At 66.0% G+C, this 14752-nt stretch carries 17 protein-coding genes; 12 read left to right on the forward strand and 5 right to left on the reverse strand.

What is annotated here, in order from left to right:
- Nucleotides 1–40: 40 nt before the first annotated feature.
- Nucleotides 41–1084 (forward strand): GlxA family transcriptional regulator, encoded by a 1044-nt coding sequence (locus ACZ67T_RS25030; protein WP_469987008.1) that lies wholly within the window; start codon nt 41–43, stop codon nt 1082–1084.
- A gap of 73 nt (nt 1085–1157) precedes the next feature.
- Entirely contained in the window at nt 1158–1523 is a 366-nt protein-coding gene (locus tag ACZ67T_RS25035; protein ID WP_469987009.1) for a VOC family protein, read from the forward strand.
- A 22-nt stretch (nt 1524–1545) separates the two neighbouring features.
- Here the strand turns inward: ACZ67T_RS25035 and ACZ67T_RS25040 are convergent, their stop codons facing one another.
- Entirely contained in the window at nt 1546–1848 is a 303-nt protein-coding gene (locus ACZ67T_RS25040; protein WP_382757455.1) for a hypothetical protein, read from the reverse strand.
- Nucleotides 1849–2052: 204 nt separating this feature from the next.
- Here ACZ67T_RS25040 and ACZ67T_RS25045 point away from each other — a divergent pair, with 204 nt between their 5' ends.
- From ACZ67T_RS25045 to ACZ67T_RS25075, 7 genes are all read left to right on the forward strand, one after another.
- Nucleotides 2053–2457, forward strand: a complete 405-nt coding sequence (locus ACZ67T_RS25045; protein WP_469987010.1) for a WXG100 family type VII secretion target — start codon at nt 2053–2055, stop codon at nt 2455–2457.
- Nucleotides 2458–2554: 97 nt separating this feature from the next.
- The gene (locus ACZ67T_RS25050; RefSeq protein ID WP_469987012.1) at nt 2555–2908 is read left to right on the forward strand and encodes a WXG100 family type VII secretion target; all 354 of its coding nucleotides are present in this window, start codon (nt 2555–2557) and stop codon (nt 2906–2908) included.
- Entirely contained in the window at nt 2908–4614 is a 1707-nt protein-coding gene (locus tag ACZ67T_RS25055) for an RNase A-like domain-containing protein (protein WP_469987013.1), read from the forward strand. The genes ACZ67T_RS25050 and ACZ67T_RS25055 overlap by 1 nt, the downstream gene beginning before the upstream one ends.
- Nucleotides 4615–4646: 32 nt before the next feature.
- Entirely contained in the window at nt 4647–5318 is a 672-nt protein-coding gene (locus tag ACZ67T_RS25060; protein ID WP_469987014.1) for a hypothetical protein, read from the forward strand.
- A gap of 9 nt (nt 5319–5327) precedes the next feature.
- Entirely contained in the window at nt 5328–5633 is a 306-nt protein-coding gene (locus tag ACZ67T_RS25065) for an RNase A-like domain-containing protein (protein WP_469987015.1), read from the forward strand.
- Nucleotides 5634–5667: 34 nt separating this feature from the next.
- The gene (locus ACZ67T_RS25070) at nt 5668–6369 is read left to right on the forward strand and encodes a contact-dependent growth inhibition system immunity protein (protein ID WP_469987016.1); all 702 of its coding nucleotides are present in this window, start codon (nt 5668–5670) and stop codon (nt 6367–6369) included.
- 126 nt (nt 6370–6495) lie between these two features.
- A complete protein-coding gene (locus tag ACZ67T_RS25075; protein ID WP_469987017.1) occupies nt 6496–6942 on the forward strand; it encodes a nuclear transport factor 2 family protein in 447 nt (148 codons plus the stop codon).
- Between the two features lie 61 nt (nt 6943–7003).
- On the opposite strand, the gene ACZ67T_RS25080 is transcribed toward ACZ67T_RS25075, so the two are convergent.
- Both ACZ67T_RS25080 and ACZ67T_RS25085 read right to left on the reverse strand, forming a co-directional pair.
- Nucleotides 7004–7213, reverse strand: a complete 210-nt coding sequence (locus ACZ67T_RS25080) for a DUF397 domain-containing protein (RefSeq protein WP_469987018.1) — start codon at nt 7211–7213, stop codon at nt 7004–7006.
- The gene (locus tag ACZ67T_RS25085) at nt 7213–8058 is read right to left on the reverse strand and encodes a helix-turn-helix domain-containing protein (protein WP_469987019.1); all 846 of its coding nucleotides are present in this window, start codon (nt 8056–8058) and stop codon (nt 7213–7215) included. Before ACZ67T_RS25085 ends, ACZ67T_RS25080 begins: the two co-directional genes overlap by 1 nt.
- 220 nt (nt 8059–8278) lie before the next feature.
- Between ACZ67T_RS25085 and ACZ67T_RS25090 the strand changes: the two genes are divergently transcribed.
- On the forward strand, nt 8279–8902 hold the full coding sequence (locus ACZ67T_RS25090; RefSeq protein ID WP_469987021.1) for an ATP-binding protein: 624 nt from the start codon (nt 8279–8281) through the stop codon (nt 8900–8902).
- A 68-nt stretch (nt 8903–8970) separates the two neighbouring features.
- Here the strand turns inward: ACZ67T_RS25090 and ACZ67T_RS25095 are convergent, their stop codons facing one another.
- Complete coding sequence (locus tag ACZ67T_RS25095; protein WP_469987023.1) at nt 8971–10290, reverse strand: DNA cytosine methyltransferase; 1320 nt, start codon at nt 10288–10290, stop codon at nt 8971–8973.
- A 246-nt stretch (nt 10291–10536) separates the two neighbouring features.
- Nucleotides 10537–11226 (reverse strand): hypothetical protein, encoded by a 690-nt coding sequence (locus ACZ67T_RS25100; RefSeq protein WP_469987025.1) that lies wholly within the window; start codon nt 11224–11226, stop codon nt 10537–10539.
- A gap of 123 nt (nt 11227–11349) precedes the next feature.
- Here ACZ67T_RS25100 and ACZ67T_RS25105 point away from each other — a divergent pair, with 123 nt between their 5' ends.
- Both ACZ67T_RS25105 and ACZ67T_RS25110 read left to right on the forward strand, forming a co-directional pair.
- Nucleotides 11350–12771 carry a transcriptional regulator gene (locus ACZ67T_RS25105; protein WP_469987026.1) on the forward strand — a complete coding sequence of 474 codons (1422 nt, stop codon included), beginning with the start codon at nt 11350–11352 and terminating at the stop codon, nt 12769–12771.
- A complete protein-coding gene (locus tag ACZ67T_RS25110; protein WP_469987274.1) occupies nt 12771–14597 on the forward strand; it encodes a DEAD/DEAH box helicase in 1827 nt (608 codons plus the stop codon). The genes ACZ67T_RS25105 and ACZ67T_RS25110 overlap by 1 nt, the downstream gene beginning before the upstream one ends.
- Nucleotides 14598–14752: the final 155 nt, after the last annotated feature.

Below are 14752 nucleotides of genomic sequence, written 5' to 3' on the forward strand. Positions count from 1 at the left end.
CACGACTGGCCAGATGGCCATGACCTGAAAGAATCTGGCCATGACTCCCGTAAGGCCCGTGCCCCCGGCGCCCGACGGTCGCCGAACCGTCGCAGTCCTCGTCCGTGACGGTGTCCTGCCCATGGAACTCGGCCTGGTCCACCAGCTGTTCGGCACGGCGCGCTCCGCGGCGGGTGAGCCGCTCTACGACGTCCGCACGTGTGCCCCGCGCCCCGGCAGGATCCGTACGGACGCGGACTTCCCGATCTACGCGGAGCACGGCCTGGCGACGGTGACGGCCGCGGACACGGTCGTCGTACCGGCGTCGCACGAGACGGACGAGGGCCTCGGGCCGGACGGCCTGCCCGAGGAACTGGCGGCGGCGCTGACCGGGGGTGCGGCCCTGCACGAGGCGGAGGAAGCGCCAGGACCCGGCCCTCGCGCCCGCCTCCGCCGCATCGCCTCCATCTGCACCGGCTCGTTCGTCCTCGCCGCCGCCGGACTCCTGGACGGCCGGCGCGCGACGACGCACTGGATGTCGGCCGACCTCTTCGCGCGTACGTTCCCGTCCGTGACGGTGGACCCCGGTGTCCTGTACGTCGACGAGGGCCGGATCCTCACGTCCGCGGGCGAGGCGGCGGGCATCGACCTGTGCCTCCACATGATCCGCCGCGACCACGGCGCGGCCGTCGCGGCGGAGGTGGCGCGCCGCACGGTGGTGCCGCCGCACCGGGAGGGCGGCCAGGCGCAGTTCATCCAACGCCCCGTGGAATCAGAGGGGTTGACGTCCACGTCCGCGTCGCGGGCGTGGGCCCTCGCCCGTCTCGCCGAGCCCCTCACCCTCGCCGAGCTTGCCGCGCGCGACGCCATGTCCGTCCGCACGTACAGCCGCCGCTTCCGGGAGGAGACCGGCCTCACCCCGATCCAGTGGCTGACGCAGCGCCGCGTGGACCGCGCGCGCGAACTCCTGGAACAGACCGACCACACCGTCGACCGCATCGCGACGGAGGCGGGCTTCGGCACGGGCGCGTCGCTCAGGCAGCACTTCCAGGCGGGCCTCGGGGTGTCGCCGGGCGCGTACAGGTCGACGTTCAGGGGGAGGTGACGCGCACCTTCCGCAAGGATGACCGGGAGTCCGGGCCTCGACCGGACCCCACTCCACCGCACCGGAGCCCCCGATGACCATCCGCAGGATTGTCCCGAACCTCACGACGCCGTCGCAGGAGTCGATGGCCGGGAACCGCGACTTCTACGGCCTGCTCGGCTTCGAGGAGGTCATGAACCAAGGGTGGGTGATGACCCTCGCGTCCCCCTCCAACCCGACCGCCCAGGTCAGCTTCCTCACCCACGACGAGACCGCGCCCGTGATCCCGGACCTCAGCGTGGAGGTCGAGGACGTGGACGCGGTCTACGAGCAGGTACGGGCATCCGGCGCCGAGATCGTCCACGACCTCCGCGACGAGGAGTGGGGCGTGCGCCGCTTCTTCGTACGGGACCCGGAGGGGCGAGTGGTGAATGTGCTGGGGCACCGGCAGCCGAGCTAGGGCCTTCCGTCCGGATCAGGCTCTAGGCGCGCCGGTCGGCCAGCACGTACGACGCGGCGGCGACGCCCCCGGCGACCGTGAACACGGCGGGCCAGGCGCCGAGCTTCTTGGCGAGCGGGTGCGACCCGGCGAAGGCGGCGACGTAGGCACCACCGAGTACGGCGGCGACCCGGCCCCCGGCGGCCTGCCGCCACTGAGTCCCGGCCGCGACCCCGGCGGCGGCCAGTACGACGCCACCGAGCTGCCGCTTCTTGGTGAACCGGGCCACGGCGTACCCGCCGACAATCCCGCTCGCGGCCACTGCTGCCGCCGGTACCTTCGCCATCGCTGCCTCGCTTCTCCGTCATGTGCGGCCCGGGTGGACCGGGACCGATTCGAGGCTAACGCGCGGGATTGCGGCACCTGCGGGCAGGTTCGGTCTCCATGGGGGCGGGGGCCCGGATCGCCCTCGTGCGCGGCCGGCGGTGCACTAGAATTCCTGTGCGATCAACGGGGGTTGAGCGCCACATGTGACCGGGGGAGCGGTGTGATGGGCGATCCGAAAGATCTACGGGTTCCGCCGGAGAAGCTGACCAAGCTCGCGGACGACCTGGACGGTATGCAGGACCACCTGGACCAGCAGGTGAAGCGCATGGACACGATCGTCGACAGCATCGAGGCGGGCTGGAGCGGCCCGGCGTCGACGGCGTACCGGGGATTTCACCGGGCGGCGGCCGAGGACGCCGTACGGATCCGCGAGGTGATGAAGGTCCTGGAGCAGGCGGTCCGCATGAGCCGCGACGGCTTCACGCAACTCGAACTGGACAAGCTCGACCAGTTCCGCCGCATCCAGGTCAACGTCGACGTGGCGGGCGAGGCGGACAAGCTGTCCACGCCGAACGTCGAGCCGCCCGCGCCGCCTTCACGGCCGCGCAGCGGCCTGGACAGTTTCTGATCCGGCCGCTCCACCCGGTCATTCCACGTTCACCGATCGCCGCCGCATCCGTACGCAGCCGTAGACGGCAAGCCCGTACGCAGATGCAGCCGCAGCCATGACTCGTAGCCGCAGACGCGCACAGCGACAAGGGGGATCCGTGCCGCCCAGCGACGCCGACGACCACATATCGGTCACCTTCACCACCCTCCACCACCTCGCGGTGGAGCTCGAGGACATCCTCAAACAGCTCAACGGGCGGCTCGACGACCTCTACGAGCGCGTCGAGCCCGTCGTCCTGTCCTGGCAGGGCGAGGCCCGCGAGATGTTCGTCGACAAGCTCGACGAATGGGACCGCTCCGCGCAGGATCTCCAGGCGGCCCAGAAATGGCTGCACGAGATCGTGACGACCGGCCACATCAACTACGCGGCGGCGCACCGGGCGGTCCTGCGCGGCTGGGGCGCGGCCTGATGGGGACGCCGACGCCGAGCAGCGGCACCATCGACGTCAAGCCGTCCACCCTGCACCAGGTCGCGGGCGGGTTCGCGGGCGAGCAGACGCCGTTCGACAAGGCCGCCAAGAACCTGATCAAGGAGCTGAAGGAGTACCCCGACGCGGGCGGCTACGGCACTGCCGCGCAGGCATTCGCCGCCTCCTACCTCAAGGCCGGCAACCGCTACCTGGAGGTGTGGGCCAAGGCCGTCGTCAGTATCGGAGGCGCCGCGGTCGGCTTCGCCACCACCGCGAACAACTACTCCAAGGCGGAGGCCGCCAACGACGCCTCGGGCAAGACCAAGCCCCAGACGCAGCCCCCGCCCGTCGTCATCGACAAGACCCCGGACTACGGCTCGGTCCCCGACCTGAAGTGGGGCGACGACGACGGCGGGGACGACTTCATCCGCTCGCTCCTGGAGTGCATCCCGGACGTCGTCTGGCACGTCATCCGCCCGATGCTCGAACACGCCTTCCGCTGGGGCAAGGTCGCCGAGGTCTACCCGTATCCGCAGCAGCACTACCTCAACTCGCTGTCGCAGTCATGGGCGGACATGACGAAGGCGCTGTCCTGGGCCGAGGGCAACCTGACGGGCCAGATGTACGGCATCACCCAGCAGAGCAACAGCGAATGGCACGACGCCATGCGCCAGTTCTGCAGCTCCCTGTGGGGCAGCACGGCCTGGGGCAAGACGACGGCGAACTACGAGTGGAAGCACGACTCGGCCGCCAACCAGAAGCCGAGCCACCCGGTCATGACCGTCCTCTTCGACACCGCGATGAAGATCAGCGACTTGCTGCGCGAGTTCGCCGAGGCGGCGGTGTACGTGAACGGCGAGGTCTGGGACATCTACTTCGACGCGGTCAAGAAGGCCGTCGGCGACATCGACCTCAGTGACGGCGTCGACCTCAAGGACCTCAAGGAGGGCGCGAAGGGCGTAGGCCGTTTCCTGAAGGGACTCGCCAAGGGCGGCGCGGAACTGAGCATCGAGATCACCCTCAACATCGACACGGCCGCGATCAACCGTGTCGTGGAGGAGTACAACCGTCGCGTGAACGCGCTGGTGCCCCAACTCGACGCGCTGATGGAGGCGTTGGACGAGGCGCACCGAAGCGCTCCGACGTATGCGGCGGAAGAGGCCCGTGCGGAATCCTTCGGCGCCCGCTCGCTGAACGACTTCAAGCAGGAGCACAAGTACACCAAGGACGACGACGAGAAGAACCACTTCTACGCCATCGACCTGGCGAATGCCGAGGGCCTCTACGGCGGGCACAGCGTGGACAAGCACGTGGGCAAGACGGACGAGCAGCTCGCCCAGAGGCTCCGCGATCAGCAGCTCGTCCGCCCGGACGGATCCGTGCGGCCGGAGGCGGCTTCGTCGTTCACGAGCATGGCGTCCGCCCAGCGCTTCACGCAGGACACCCTGGACGACATCGACAACGCGGGGAAGATCGAGCGCTGGCTCGACCGGCTGGAGAGGGCACCGACCGCGAACGAGAGATCGACGCTCACTCTCGACAAGCCCTTCACCGAGGTGACGGGACGGACCGTCACCCGCGGCAGTTACGACAATGACGGTCTCGCGGCGAAGGGCGCCGATACCCATGGGGTGAACGTGGTCCTCCGGTACAAGAGGGGTCTTGAGCCACCCTTTATCGTGCTCACATCCATGCCGACCGCCTGAGCGGAAGGTCCTGAGCCCGCGAGCGGAGAGGAATGACCAGCACTGTGACCATCCATACCGGCGCCGTTTACAACAACGGTGTCGTGGCGAGGCTCCTCGACGTACTCGTCGCGGCGCGAGAGCACACACCGGCCACACCGCCCGGGGACGAGCTCGCGCGTATCAACCGCACGCTGGACAGCAGCGCCGCCGTGAGCTGGGCCATGCCGAGTGCCACCCTGACCGCCCTGCTCGACCTCATCGCCGGGGAACTGGAGCGATCGGCGGACGCGTCCCTCCCCGTCGGATTCGCCCAACGTCTGAAAGCCGCGGCGGGGGTACAGGACCGGCTGGAATTCCTGAGGGAAACGGCTGCGACGCTGCGTGAACTGCAGCGAGAAGGCATCCCCCGCTTTGACGATCTGCCCCTGTCCCCGTGGGAGGCCGAACTCAGATTCGCGGCCTTGAGGGACTTCTCGTGGTGGGTTGAATCCGACGAATACGACGCCTTTGACGAGGGAGTTCGCGACGGGGTGGCGAGCGAGCATCCGGACGGCTGCGCGGAGCGTGTCCCGCCCTTGATCGCAGAGCTGCACGCGGCCCTGCTGCTCGAAACGGACGCCGCTTCCTCCGCGTCACTTCTGTCGGTCGTGCCGTGGGCCACGCCCCCGGTCCTGCGGGAGATCCTGCGCCTGGCATCCACCCACCTTCTCGAAGCGCACTGAGGCCGCCCCATGCCGCAACCCAACCGCTCCGCCACCTATCCCGACCGCGAGACCGCCCAATGGGCCACTCAGCAAGTGGTCACGGCCAACGAACAGCTCATCCACCGCTGGCTCGCGCAGTCGACCCGCTCCCGCCTCGCCATCGAGGCCGCGTGGCCGTCCCGCCCGGACCCGGTCGGCCGGGTACTGCTCCAGGCGATGATGCTGGCGGGCCGCGACCCCGTCGACGTACGGGCCGCACGCGTGATCCTCAAGCGGGACGACGCGAGCCCGCACGGCTTCGTCGTGCACGCCACGTTCCCGGTCTACCTGTAGCCACCCGTATCACCCCGCAGAGGACGCCGCAGCCGTGCCCATGAAACCCCTCGAACACGACCGACGCTACGGCGAGCTGGACCAGGTGATGCGCGCCTACGCCGGCCAGACCGCCGACGACACCGAGGACAAGCCGAGCACCGCCCTCACGGCCTACCTGCGCCACACCTGGCACACCCGCCCCTGGGCGCTGGCGACCGCCGAGACGCAGCTGCGTGAGTACTCCCGCAACCCTCCGGGCCGAGTGCGCCTGCGCCTGGGCGAGTTCTACTCGGTCCCCGATGTCGGCGTGCCCGAAGGCGACATTCAGGAGTGGCTGAGCCTCCTCGCCGACCACATCAAGCACAGCATCGAGGAAGGCGAAGTCCCGCCCCCTTCAGCCCCGTTGACCCACTGGGAATGGCGCGCCCGTTTCCCGGAGGCGGCCCAGTTCCTCGGCGGCTGGTTCTCCCAGGACATGCCGGACGAGTTCGCCGACCACGACGCGGCGACCACGGACTACATCTCCACAACGGACGCACAGCTGATGGCGCGTCTCGCGGGAGAACTCCACGAGTTGCTGGCGCTGCCCCTGGACGAGTCGGACTACGCGCTGGCGCTCACGGAACTGGGCATGGAGGTCGACCCGGAGACCCCGTATTCCCCGTCGGGCTGGCTGGCACGGGTGGCGGAGCAGGTGGGCGGGGGAGGCTTCGTGGCGGATTACGGGGAGGGGCGGGGGCGGGGCGGCGAGTAGGGGCCGCCAACGTCCCGATCACGCGCCACTGGCACAGGTACCCCAAGACCGGCTCAGCACAAGAGAATTGAAAACCGTCCAATGGGACGATTCGCGGTCGAAGGCCAGGGTGCTACGTTCCCGGCCATGCCGAACACCACCAACACCACCACGGTCACCCACACAACCAACTCGACCACCAAGACCGAGATAGACGCGATCACGGCGGAATTCTTCGGCGCGTTCGACAACAGGGGTGGCAGCGAGGCGGACGTCGACCGGATCCGCCGCCTCACGATCCCGGGCGCGCTGATCGTGAGCACGGGCCCGGCGACCACGGCCTACACGGTGGACGAGTTCATCGAGCCGCGCCGCAAGCTCCTGTCGGACGGCCGGCTGGTCGAGTTCTCCGAGTGGGAGACGACCGAACGGACCGAGATCGCGGGCGACATCGCAGCGCGCTTCGGCGAGTACCGCAAGTCAGGCGTCATGAACGGCGAGCCGTTCGAGGGCGGCGGCACGAAGTCCATCCAATTCGTCCGCACGCCGGATGGCTGGCGCATCGCTTCGTTCACTTGGTACGACCAGCCTTGACGGAGACTGGGCGGGCGGCAGGAGGCCGACCGCGGCCGGACAGTCCGCACGCTCGCGGCAGCTAGGCGGGCCGTATGTGCGGCGGGGTGCCGAGGAACCCGGCCCAGGCCTGTGCTGATACCTCCAGGTGCGGGCCCTCCGGGCACTTGGAGTCCCGTATGAGGACCCCAGCTGGGACGAAGGCGGCCTCCACGCACTCAGTGGTGTTTCCGCCGCTGTACGACGACTTGAACCACTTGTAGTTGGCCGTCGGCCGGTGCGATTCAGGCATTACAACTCCTTACTGACGCGGTGAATCATGGATGAGGAGGCTTCCATGTCCAACGCTTGTGCGCGCAGGTAGTCGAACGCAAGTCTGTAGCGGTCTAGCTCTTCCTCCTTCTCCAGGAAGAGCGAGCCGGCGTGGAAGTCGACGTAGACGACATCGAGCGCGGGCTCTGGGCCTCCGATGGTGACGAAGCTTCCGAGAGCGGCGCAGTGAGCGCCCTTGGAGAACGGCAGGACCTGGAGCGTCACATGCGGTGAGTGGTTTGCTTCGAGGAGACGGTCGAGCTGTTCCCTCATGATCGCGGGTGAGCCGACGACGCGACGGATCACTGACTCGTCGAGGATCGCCCACAACCGTGGTGGCTTCGGCCTGGTCAGGATCTCCTGCCGCTTCATACGGATATCCACGAGCCGCTCGATCTCATCCGGCGCAAGACACACTTCGTTGGCTTGTTGTAGCGCGGTGCTGTAACTGCGGGTCTGCAGAAGCCCCGGAACGTAGACGCAGGAGAAGTGATCCTCACGTACAGCGTCGTCTTCGAGCGTGAGCAGCAGGTTCATGCTCTCGGGGATTGAGTCAGCGAAGGAACTCCACCAGCCTTGCTGCTTGGCGTCCTTGGCGAGACCGACGACAGCTCTGCGCTCGGCCTCGGTAGACCCGTACTCCCGGCAGAGGGCATCCACAACAAGCCACTTGACTGGCCCGGATTGGGTCTCATACCGGCTGACAGTCGCCTTGGACACTCCGACGAGCTTCCCGGCCTCTTCAAGTGTCAGTCCCTTGCGGGCGCGCAGCTTGCGCATTGTGGCGCCGAGCTGTCGACGGCGTGTGGTGGTCCGGTCGGGCATGCGCTTCCTCCCCGCTTGCGCCGGGCGCCTGCCCGGAGATCTCAACCAGGCTAGGCAACACGGAAGTTGGAGTGCTAACGGATTCACTCGATGGGTTCCCGTGAGAAGTTACATGGTGAGACTTCTCTGTGTCATGCTCGGTGACGGATCGCTACGCAGTGCAGTCGATTGGATGCGGCGGGCGCAGCACAGGCGTGGCACGGGAGGAAGGAACTGCCTCATGTCTTTCCGCGAAGAGAGTCAGAGCCGGCTGCGATGTGTCCTGCCGTTTGAAGCGACGCCGGCGGAGGTGCCGCTTTTACGCAACATGGTTCACCGCGCTCTGAAGCAGTGGGGTGCGTCGGCAGTAGCCGACGAAGCTGGGCTAGCCGTGACGGAACTGGCGACCAACGTCATCAAGCATGTCGGTGAGGGTGCCGCCGCAACCCTTGTCATGGAGCCGAGAGATGGTCGCCTGCGGGTGGAAGTCCACGACAAGAGTCATAGCGTGCCCTCTTTGCATGCAGGCCACGTGAGCTCGGAGTGCGGCCGGGGTCTGCATCTCCTTGCGCAGACGAGCCTGGAGTGGGGCACACTGCTCACCGACACCGGCAAGGCTGTGTGGTGTGACATCTCCTTGGAGCCGGCACGTCACTGCCTGCGGGTACAGAGGGCCGCCATGGTCCTGGACGAGCACCGGCGGGCGGCCGGCGTGTGCTCATCGGTCGTGCCTACGTATGCGGAGCTGAGGCAGTCGGCCTCGGACGTCATCGCGGACCTCCTGCATTGGCTCTCAGCCCAGGGCGGGGACCCTGACGAGATGTTGGACCAGGCGCAGATCCACTTCGAGGCGGAGGCTGCGTAACCCCATCCTGGTTGAGTGGCAGGCAGCGCGATGGGCCTGCCACTCACGCCCGTGGCCAAGACGCCGAACTAGCTGATTCTGGTGCGGTGTTGAGTGAAGAGGTCGTGGCGCTGGTGGTCATCCTGGCCGGTGAACGCCTTGAACTCGCCCAGGCTGTAAGCGATCGCACCTGTTGCCCGTATCGTCATCTCCAACTCGAAGTCGTGGCTCAGGTGGTTGAGATGACGTTCGATGTCGGACTGGTCCATGACCGTGCCGGTCTTTCCGAGCTTCGCGATGATCTGGTCCACGGTGAGGGCCCTGGTGTTGTCTCGAAGGAGCTTGTAGACCGGGTCCTGGACCGTGGAGGTCGACTCTAGGAGGGTGTGCGGTTCGCCAACCTTGAGGAGCGCATTCTTGATGGAATCGCCGAGAGCCTTGGCCACCGGCGGGGGAAAGGCGTTGCCGATCTGGCGATAGACCGTGGTCTTGCGGCCATGGAATTCCCAGTCAGAGAACTCCTTGCCGTGCCAGCCCTGGATCCGGGCGACCATGGCGGTCGTGAGCTTCGGCCCAGGAGCCCCGTTCAAGGGCTCCCAGCTTGAGTCCGGCGCCTCGTCCGCGACGCCCATGGCATCGACCCCGAGCTGAGCCCAAGCACGTTTTGCGCGAGTAGGCCCGAGGTCCGCACCGCCGTGCTTCTTGGAACCGCCGACGATCGTCGGTGCGATGCCGGAGGCATTGGCAACCCATTCTTCAAGCTTCGCCTTGGGCCAGCCTCCAGCGCCCATCAGATCTTTGAGAACCTCGCCGACAGTGAGGTGATCGTCTGGCTCCTGTGGCTCTGGCCAGGTGAAATGCTGGGCATACTCGGGCTGGAGCGCCACAAGGACGAAGCGTGGGCGCAGCTGAGCTACGCCAAAGTCATTGGCATGGAGGAGCTTCCACTCGCCCACGTACCCGTACTCGTGCAGCTGATCGAGGACGCGTTGGCGGTAGCCGGAGAAACGGTTGGCGCTCAGCCCCCGTACGTTCTCCAGCAGGAGGGCCTTCGGGCGCATCCGGCCGCAGAGTTCGATGGCCCAGGCGAAGAGGTCGCGCTCGTCCGTGGCGCCGAGTTGCTTGCCAGCGATGCTGAATGGAGGGCAAGGAACTCCACCAGCTAGAAGGGCTAGATCCTTGCTGAATTCGTCGGGATTCCAGACTTTGGGGTCAGCCACATCTCCGACCCGTACAACCTGCCCACCATCTGGCAAGTTCTGTTGCAGGGTGTACGCAGCGTTCGCGTCGAGTTCGACAGCCAGACGGTGGCGAAAGCCAGCGCGTTCCAGACCCAAGGACTGGCCGCCAGCGCCGGCGCAGATTTCGACGACATCAAGCCGCTCACTCTGCTGCTGTGGTGCCGGCATCTGCTCTCCCTTTCAAAGCGCGCCGGACTTGCCAGCGCAGGGCGCGAGCAATGATGCTCGGGCCCTGTAGTCATCTCCAGCACCGACTGCACGCCGAGACCGTGGCAGCACGATAGCCGCAGTCTTCGGTCGCGCGAGGGGCGGCCGCGGCGGCGAGCCGGACAGGATGGTGAAGTTTACGCGGCCCCTCTGACGATGCTCACCACCTCCTCGAACGCCTCCCTACTGCCTGTCCTCGACAGCGGTTCAATCGCCGAGAACCGATCGCAATTCGTCGCGCGCGTCAGGGGGAAGCCGACGGTAGGTATTCCACGCTCGGTCCAGTTCGGTAGAACCCCGTCGGCCGCGTGCGATCCAGTAGGCGAGGCGTCGCTGCTCCGCGGGATCGAGTGCCTTGACCGCGGCTATTGCCTCGTCGGCTCGGGCGGGCGCGCCAGCCGAGCCTGCCTGGCAGCGCTTGCACTCAGTTACGAGGAGGGTCTCCTCGCGGCCATCCGGAAGGACCGACTCGCGGCGCGTGACGGACAGGACAGCGGTGCGGGTGGCATCGTCGAGGTACGGCTCTCCGCCGGAAATGCCGCATACGGTGCACATGAAGTCGTCGCGAGCCATCACGGCTTGGCGTTCCTTGGCGGTGACTGCTTTCTGTGGTGCCGCCTCCCGTCTGGCAGCGGGATCCCAGACGGGAACGCCTGACTTGATGAAACGCTGATCTTCGGCTAGCAGTGTCGCATCCTCAGAGTTCGTCCGCACCACCCAGCCAAAGTCCCGGAGGTCGCGGATGCGACGGTCGGCCTGAGAGATGCCAGGGAAGGCCGCTCGGACCTCCTCCTTGGTGAATGTGTTTCCCTCGCCAACTACCTGGATCAGCCAGAGGGCTCCCCTGACCATCGTGCCCGCTTTGATGTCTGGGTCGTCCCAGGCAGGCAGAGACACGTTGTGCTCCGATCTCGTTGAGTGCCAAGGCGTCGATTCTGGGTCACCAGCGCCCCTGTTGTCAGCGAGACCTGACATCATCGAGGACAGTGAAGTCCGTTTGATGCACCGGAGGTTCTGGCTGTGGCTACGAAGTTCGGCGTCCCGCCCGAGGGCGACAAGATCCGCTCGCTGGTGGGGGAGCGAGTACGCCAGGCAGTGGAGGAGAACGGCGCCAAGATCACGGTGGACTGGCGCGGCGAGCAGAAGCATCTCCACGTGATCGTCATACCTGTCGACATGCTGTACTTCAACCCGGACACGCATCGCATCCGCGCACAGAAAACCCTGGATCCGGAGCGTAACCGGATCCTCGAAGAGGAGCCGTGGAGCGAGGATGCGCAGAACTATCTGAAGTATCTCCTCATGCGCAGGCCTTCGAACCCGAGCCAGGTCGATCCCGACTTCACATCGTTGATGGACGAGCTTGACCTTGATGGACAGCGGGAGCCGGGGATCATCAGCCCCGATGGCATCCTCGTCGACGGGAACACCAGGTGTGCAGCGCTGCGGGAGCTAGGGGAGAAGAATATCCGGGTTGGGGTCCTTCCAGCTGACACTTCCAGGCGCGACATCAATAGCGTGGAACTGGCCCTGCAGCTGCGACGTGACAAGCGCCGGGACTACTCCTACATCAACCGTCTGATCGCGATCGAGGACGAGCTGTCTGACGGGCGGCGCGAAGAGGATGTAGCCCGGGACTTCAACATTAAGAAGACCACGCTCCAGCAGGACCGCTGGGTGTATCAGTTGATCAAGGACGCTATAGATCGGAGCACCAACGAACGCGGCACAGCACTGCGGTTGGTCGACTTCGAAGAGCAGCAGGAGAAGCTTCGAGAGCTGCACCGCGACTACTCCAACCTTGCCAAGACCGACCCGGATGCCGCGGAGCAGCTCAAGGAGTCGCGCCTGGCGATGGTGGTACTTAACTATTCGAAGACATCAGTCCGCCTCGCCGAGGCTGACTTCCACGCGCGCTATTTGGACGAACGGCTTCCTCCTGAGCTTCGTCCGACGCCTCAAGAATCTGCGGCCGTAGCGATTCCCGGACTGCCCGGAGTTGCTGTCCCGGATGCAACCAGTGCCGTGAAGACCACCCGCGCTCTCACGGATGCGCTGCTTCAGGCCAGGGCTGTGTCCCAGGACGCCAATGCCTCTCTGGACAGAGACAGGCTGGCAGCAACGGCCATCGCGGACCAGCTGATCAAGACGGCGCGAAAGACCTTCGACACGGCGGTCAAGTTGGCTGGTCAGAACGCGCAGCTTCAGAAACGCCAGGTAGCTGTTCCTGAGCGCCTGACCGACGCCGCGGACTACGTGAACCAGTGCGCAGTCGAATTCGCTGACGCCAAGGCCAAGCATGCGCTCGACGAAGACGCCTTTGACGACGCTCTGTTGACCCTCCGATCCAGCCTCACGCGGCTCGCCAAGCAGGCCGGGCGCACCTTCACCTCGCCCGGCGATGGTGTTGAGTGGCTGCTGAACACGGCACGGGAGAGCTGATGGCTGGGGCTGAGCCGAGCCTGGCTATCAGCTTTGGTGATGGCGTGACGCTGGCGCGGCTCCGCGCCCGGCGGGGGAACGAGCACGACCTGCGACGTCTCGCCCTGCGGTTCCGCAGCAGCGTCCAGCGCTCACCAGGGACGATAGATGTTGAGATCGACGACCTGCTGACTAATCTGGTGGCTCTTACAGCATGGCCAGAGCAGGGCAGCGTTTCCTGGGATCCACAACTGGCGGCGCTGGCCACGGACTCTGCGGTTGACGCTCAGACCGTCGCTCAGCGCCTCGACCAGGTCGCACCCTCTGTGGGCGAAGTGAACCCGGATGACGTTGACGACCTCCTTGGACAGGAGTGGACGGCTGACCTCACCCCATTCCAACGCCGTGACATCGCTAAGCTGCTCTCATTGCGGCATGGCGCGAATTTTTCGGTCCCAGGCGCAGGCAAGACCCGGGTCGGCCTTGCCGTGTTCCAGGCTCTGCGGACCACTAACGCCATTGAGAGGCTGTTGATTGTCGGGCCGAAATCCTGCTACGAGTCCTGGCAGTTCGAGAGCCAGCATTGTCTGGGTGAATCGCTACGTACGGACGTGTACTCACGCGACAGTGACCCGACCGCCGATGTGCTGATCTTGAACTACGAGCGCCTCGCCGGCGCTGTTGAGGAACTTGGTCACTGGCTTTCCGCCCGGCCCTCGCTGCTGCTGCTTGATGAGGCTCACCGTATGAAACTCGGCGCCGACGGCACGTATGGCGCCGCCTGCCTAGCGCTTGGCCCGAGGGCACGCCATCGGTTGATCCTGACGGGAACCCCCGCTCCCAACGGCGTCAAGGACCTCGAGAACCTCTTCGGTTTTGTCTGGCCGGGGCATGGCCGTCAGAAGGTCACTCAGGCGGTAGCCGGAGGTGACCTTGTCAAAGCCAGCGGGGTTCTACGGCCACTGTTCACCCGCACCACAAAGGGAGAACTGGGTCTGCCCGCAGTGACAACAAGTCTGCGTTCCGTATCGATGCCGCCTTTGCATCGTGAGATTTACGAGGCGCTGGTCGGGCGCTTCTCCGTGCGGGCGACAGGCTCGGAAGGCGATTTCCAGGCACTCGGGAAGATCATCGTCTACATGCTTATGGCTGCGACCAGCCCTGCTCTGCTCTCTGTCGGCACCACGAGGCACGAGCCGCTGGCATACCGCGTGCCTCCTTTGCCTGTGCCCGAGGGAACTCCGCTTTTTGAACTAATGCGGGACTTGCCCAGTTATGAGCTATCGCCGAAGTACAGAGAAGTCCTAGCGATCGTTGACGAGAACGCTTCGAAGGGCCGTAAGACCCTCGTTTGGTCGACATTCATCCGCAGCCTGAACACTCTTGAGCGCGTTCTCGGCGAATTCGCACCCGCCAAGGTCCACGGTGGCACGGAGGATAGGGCTGCGGAGATTGAGCGGTTCCGCAACGACCCGGACTGCATGGTGATGCTGTCTAACCCCGCCACTCTCGGCGAAGGCATCAGCCTGCACCACCATTGCCACGATGCGGTCTACGTGGACAGGGACTTTGCAGCTGGTCGCTTCCTCCAGAGCCTGGACCGGATTCACCGCCTCGGACTCGCGCCGGAGACGGAGACCCGGGTCACCGTGCTCGCCTCCGAGGGCACCATCGACGAGGTGGTGGAGCAACGGCTGGGCGACAAGCTCCAGTTCATGGGGCGAATCCTCGATGATCCCCTGGTCCAGGAGCTGGCTGACCTGGATGAGGAGCCAGCCGTTGGAGGCGGTTTGGATCAGCGTGACCTTCAGGCACTGATGGGTTACTTCCGTGCCCGTACCGCCTGATCCGGTTCTGCGTGCCGCCGTACGGTGGCTGGAGCGTCTCCCGCCTTCCAGCACTGCCCGGTGCCGCGCCCTTTTCACGGCGCACAGCGATTTCAGCGACATCACCCCGACCCAGTACGAGGCTGCATACGCGTGGCTCAGTGTCGTGGGATTGC

This window comes from Streptomyces sp. NPDC107517 (genome assembly GCF_055582645.1).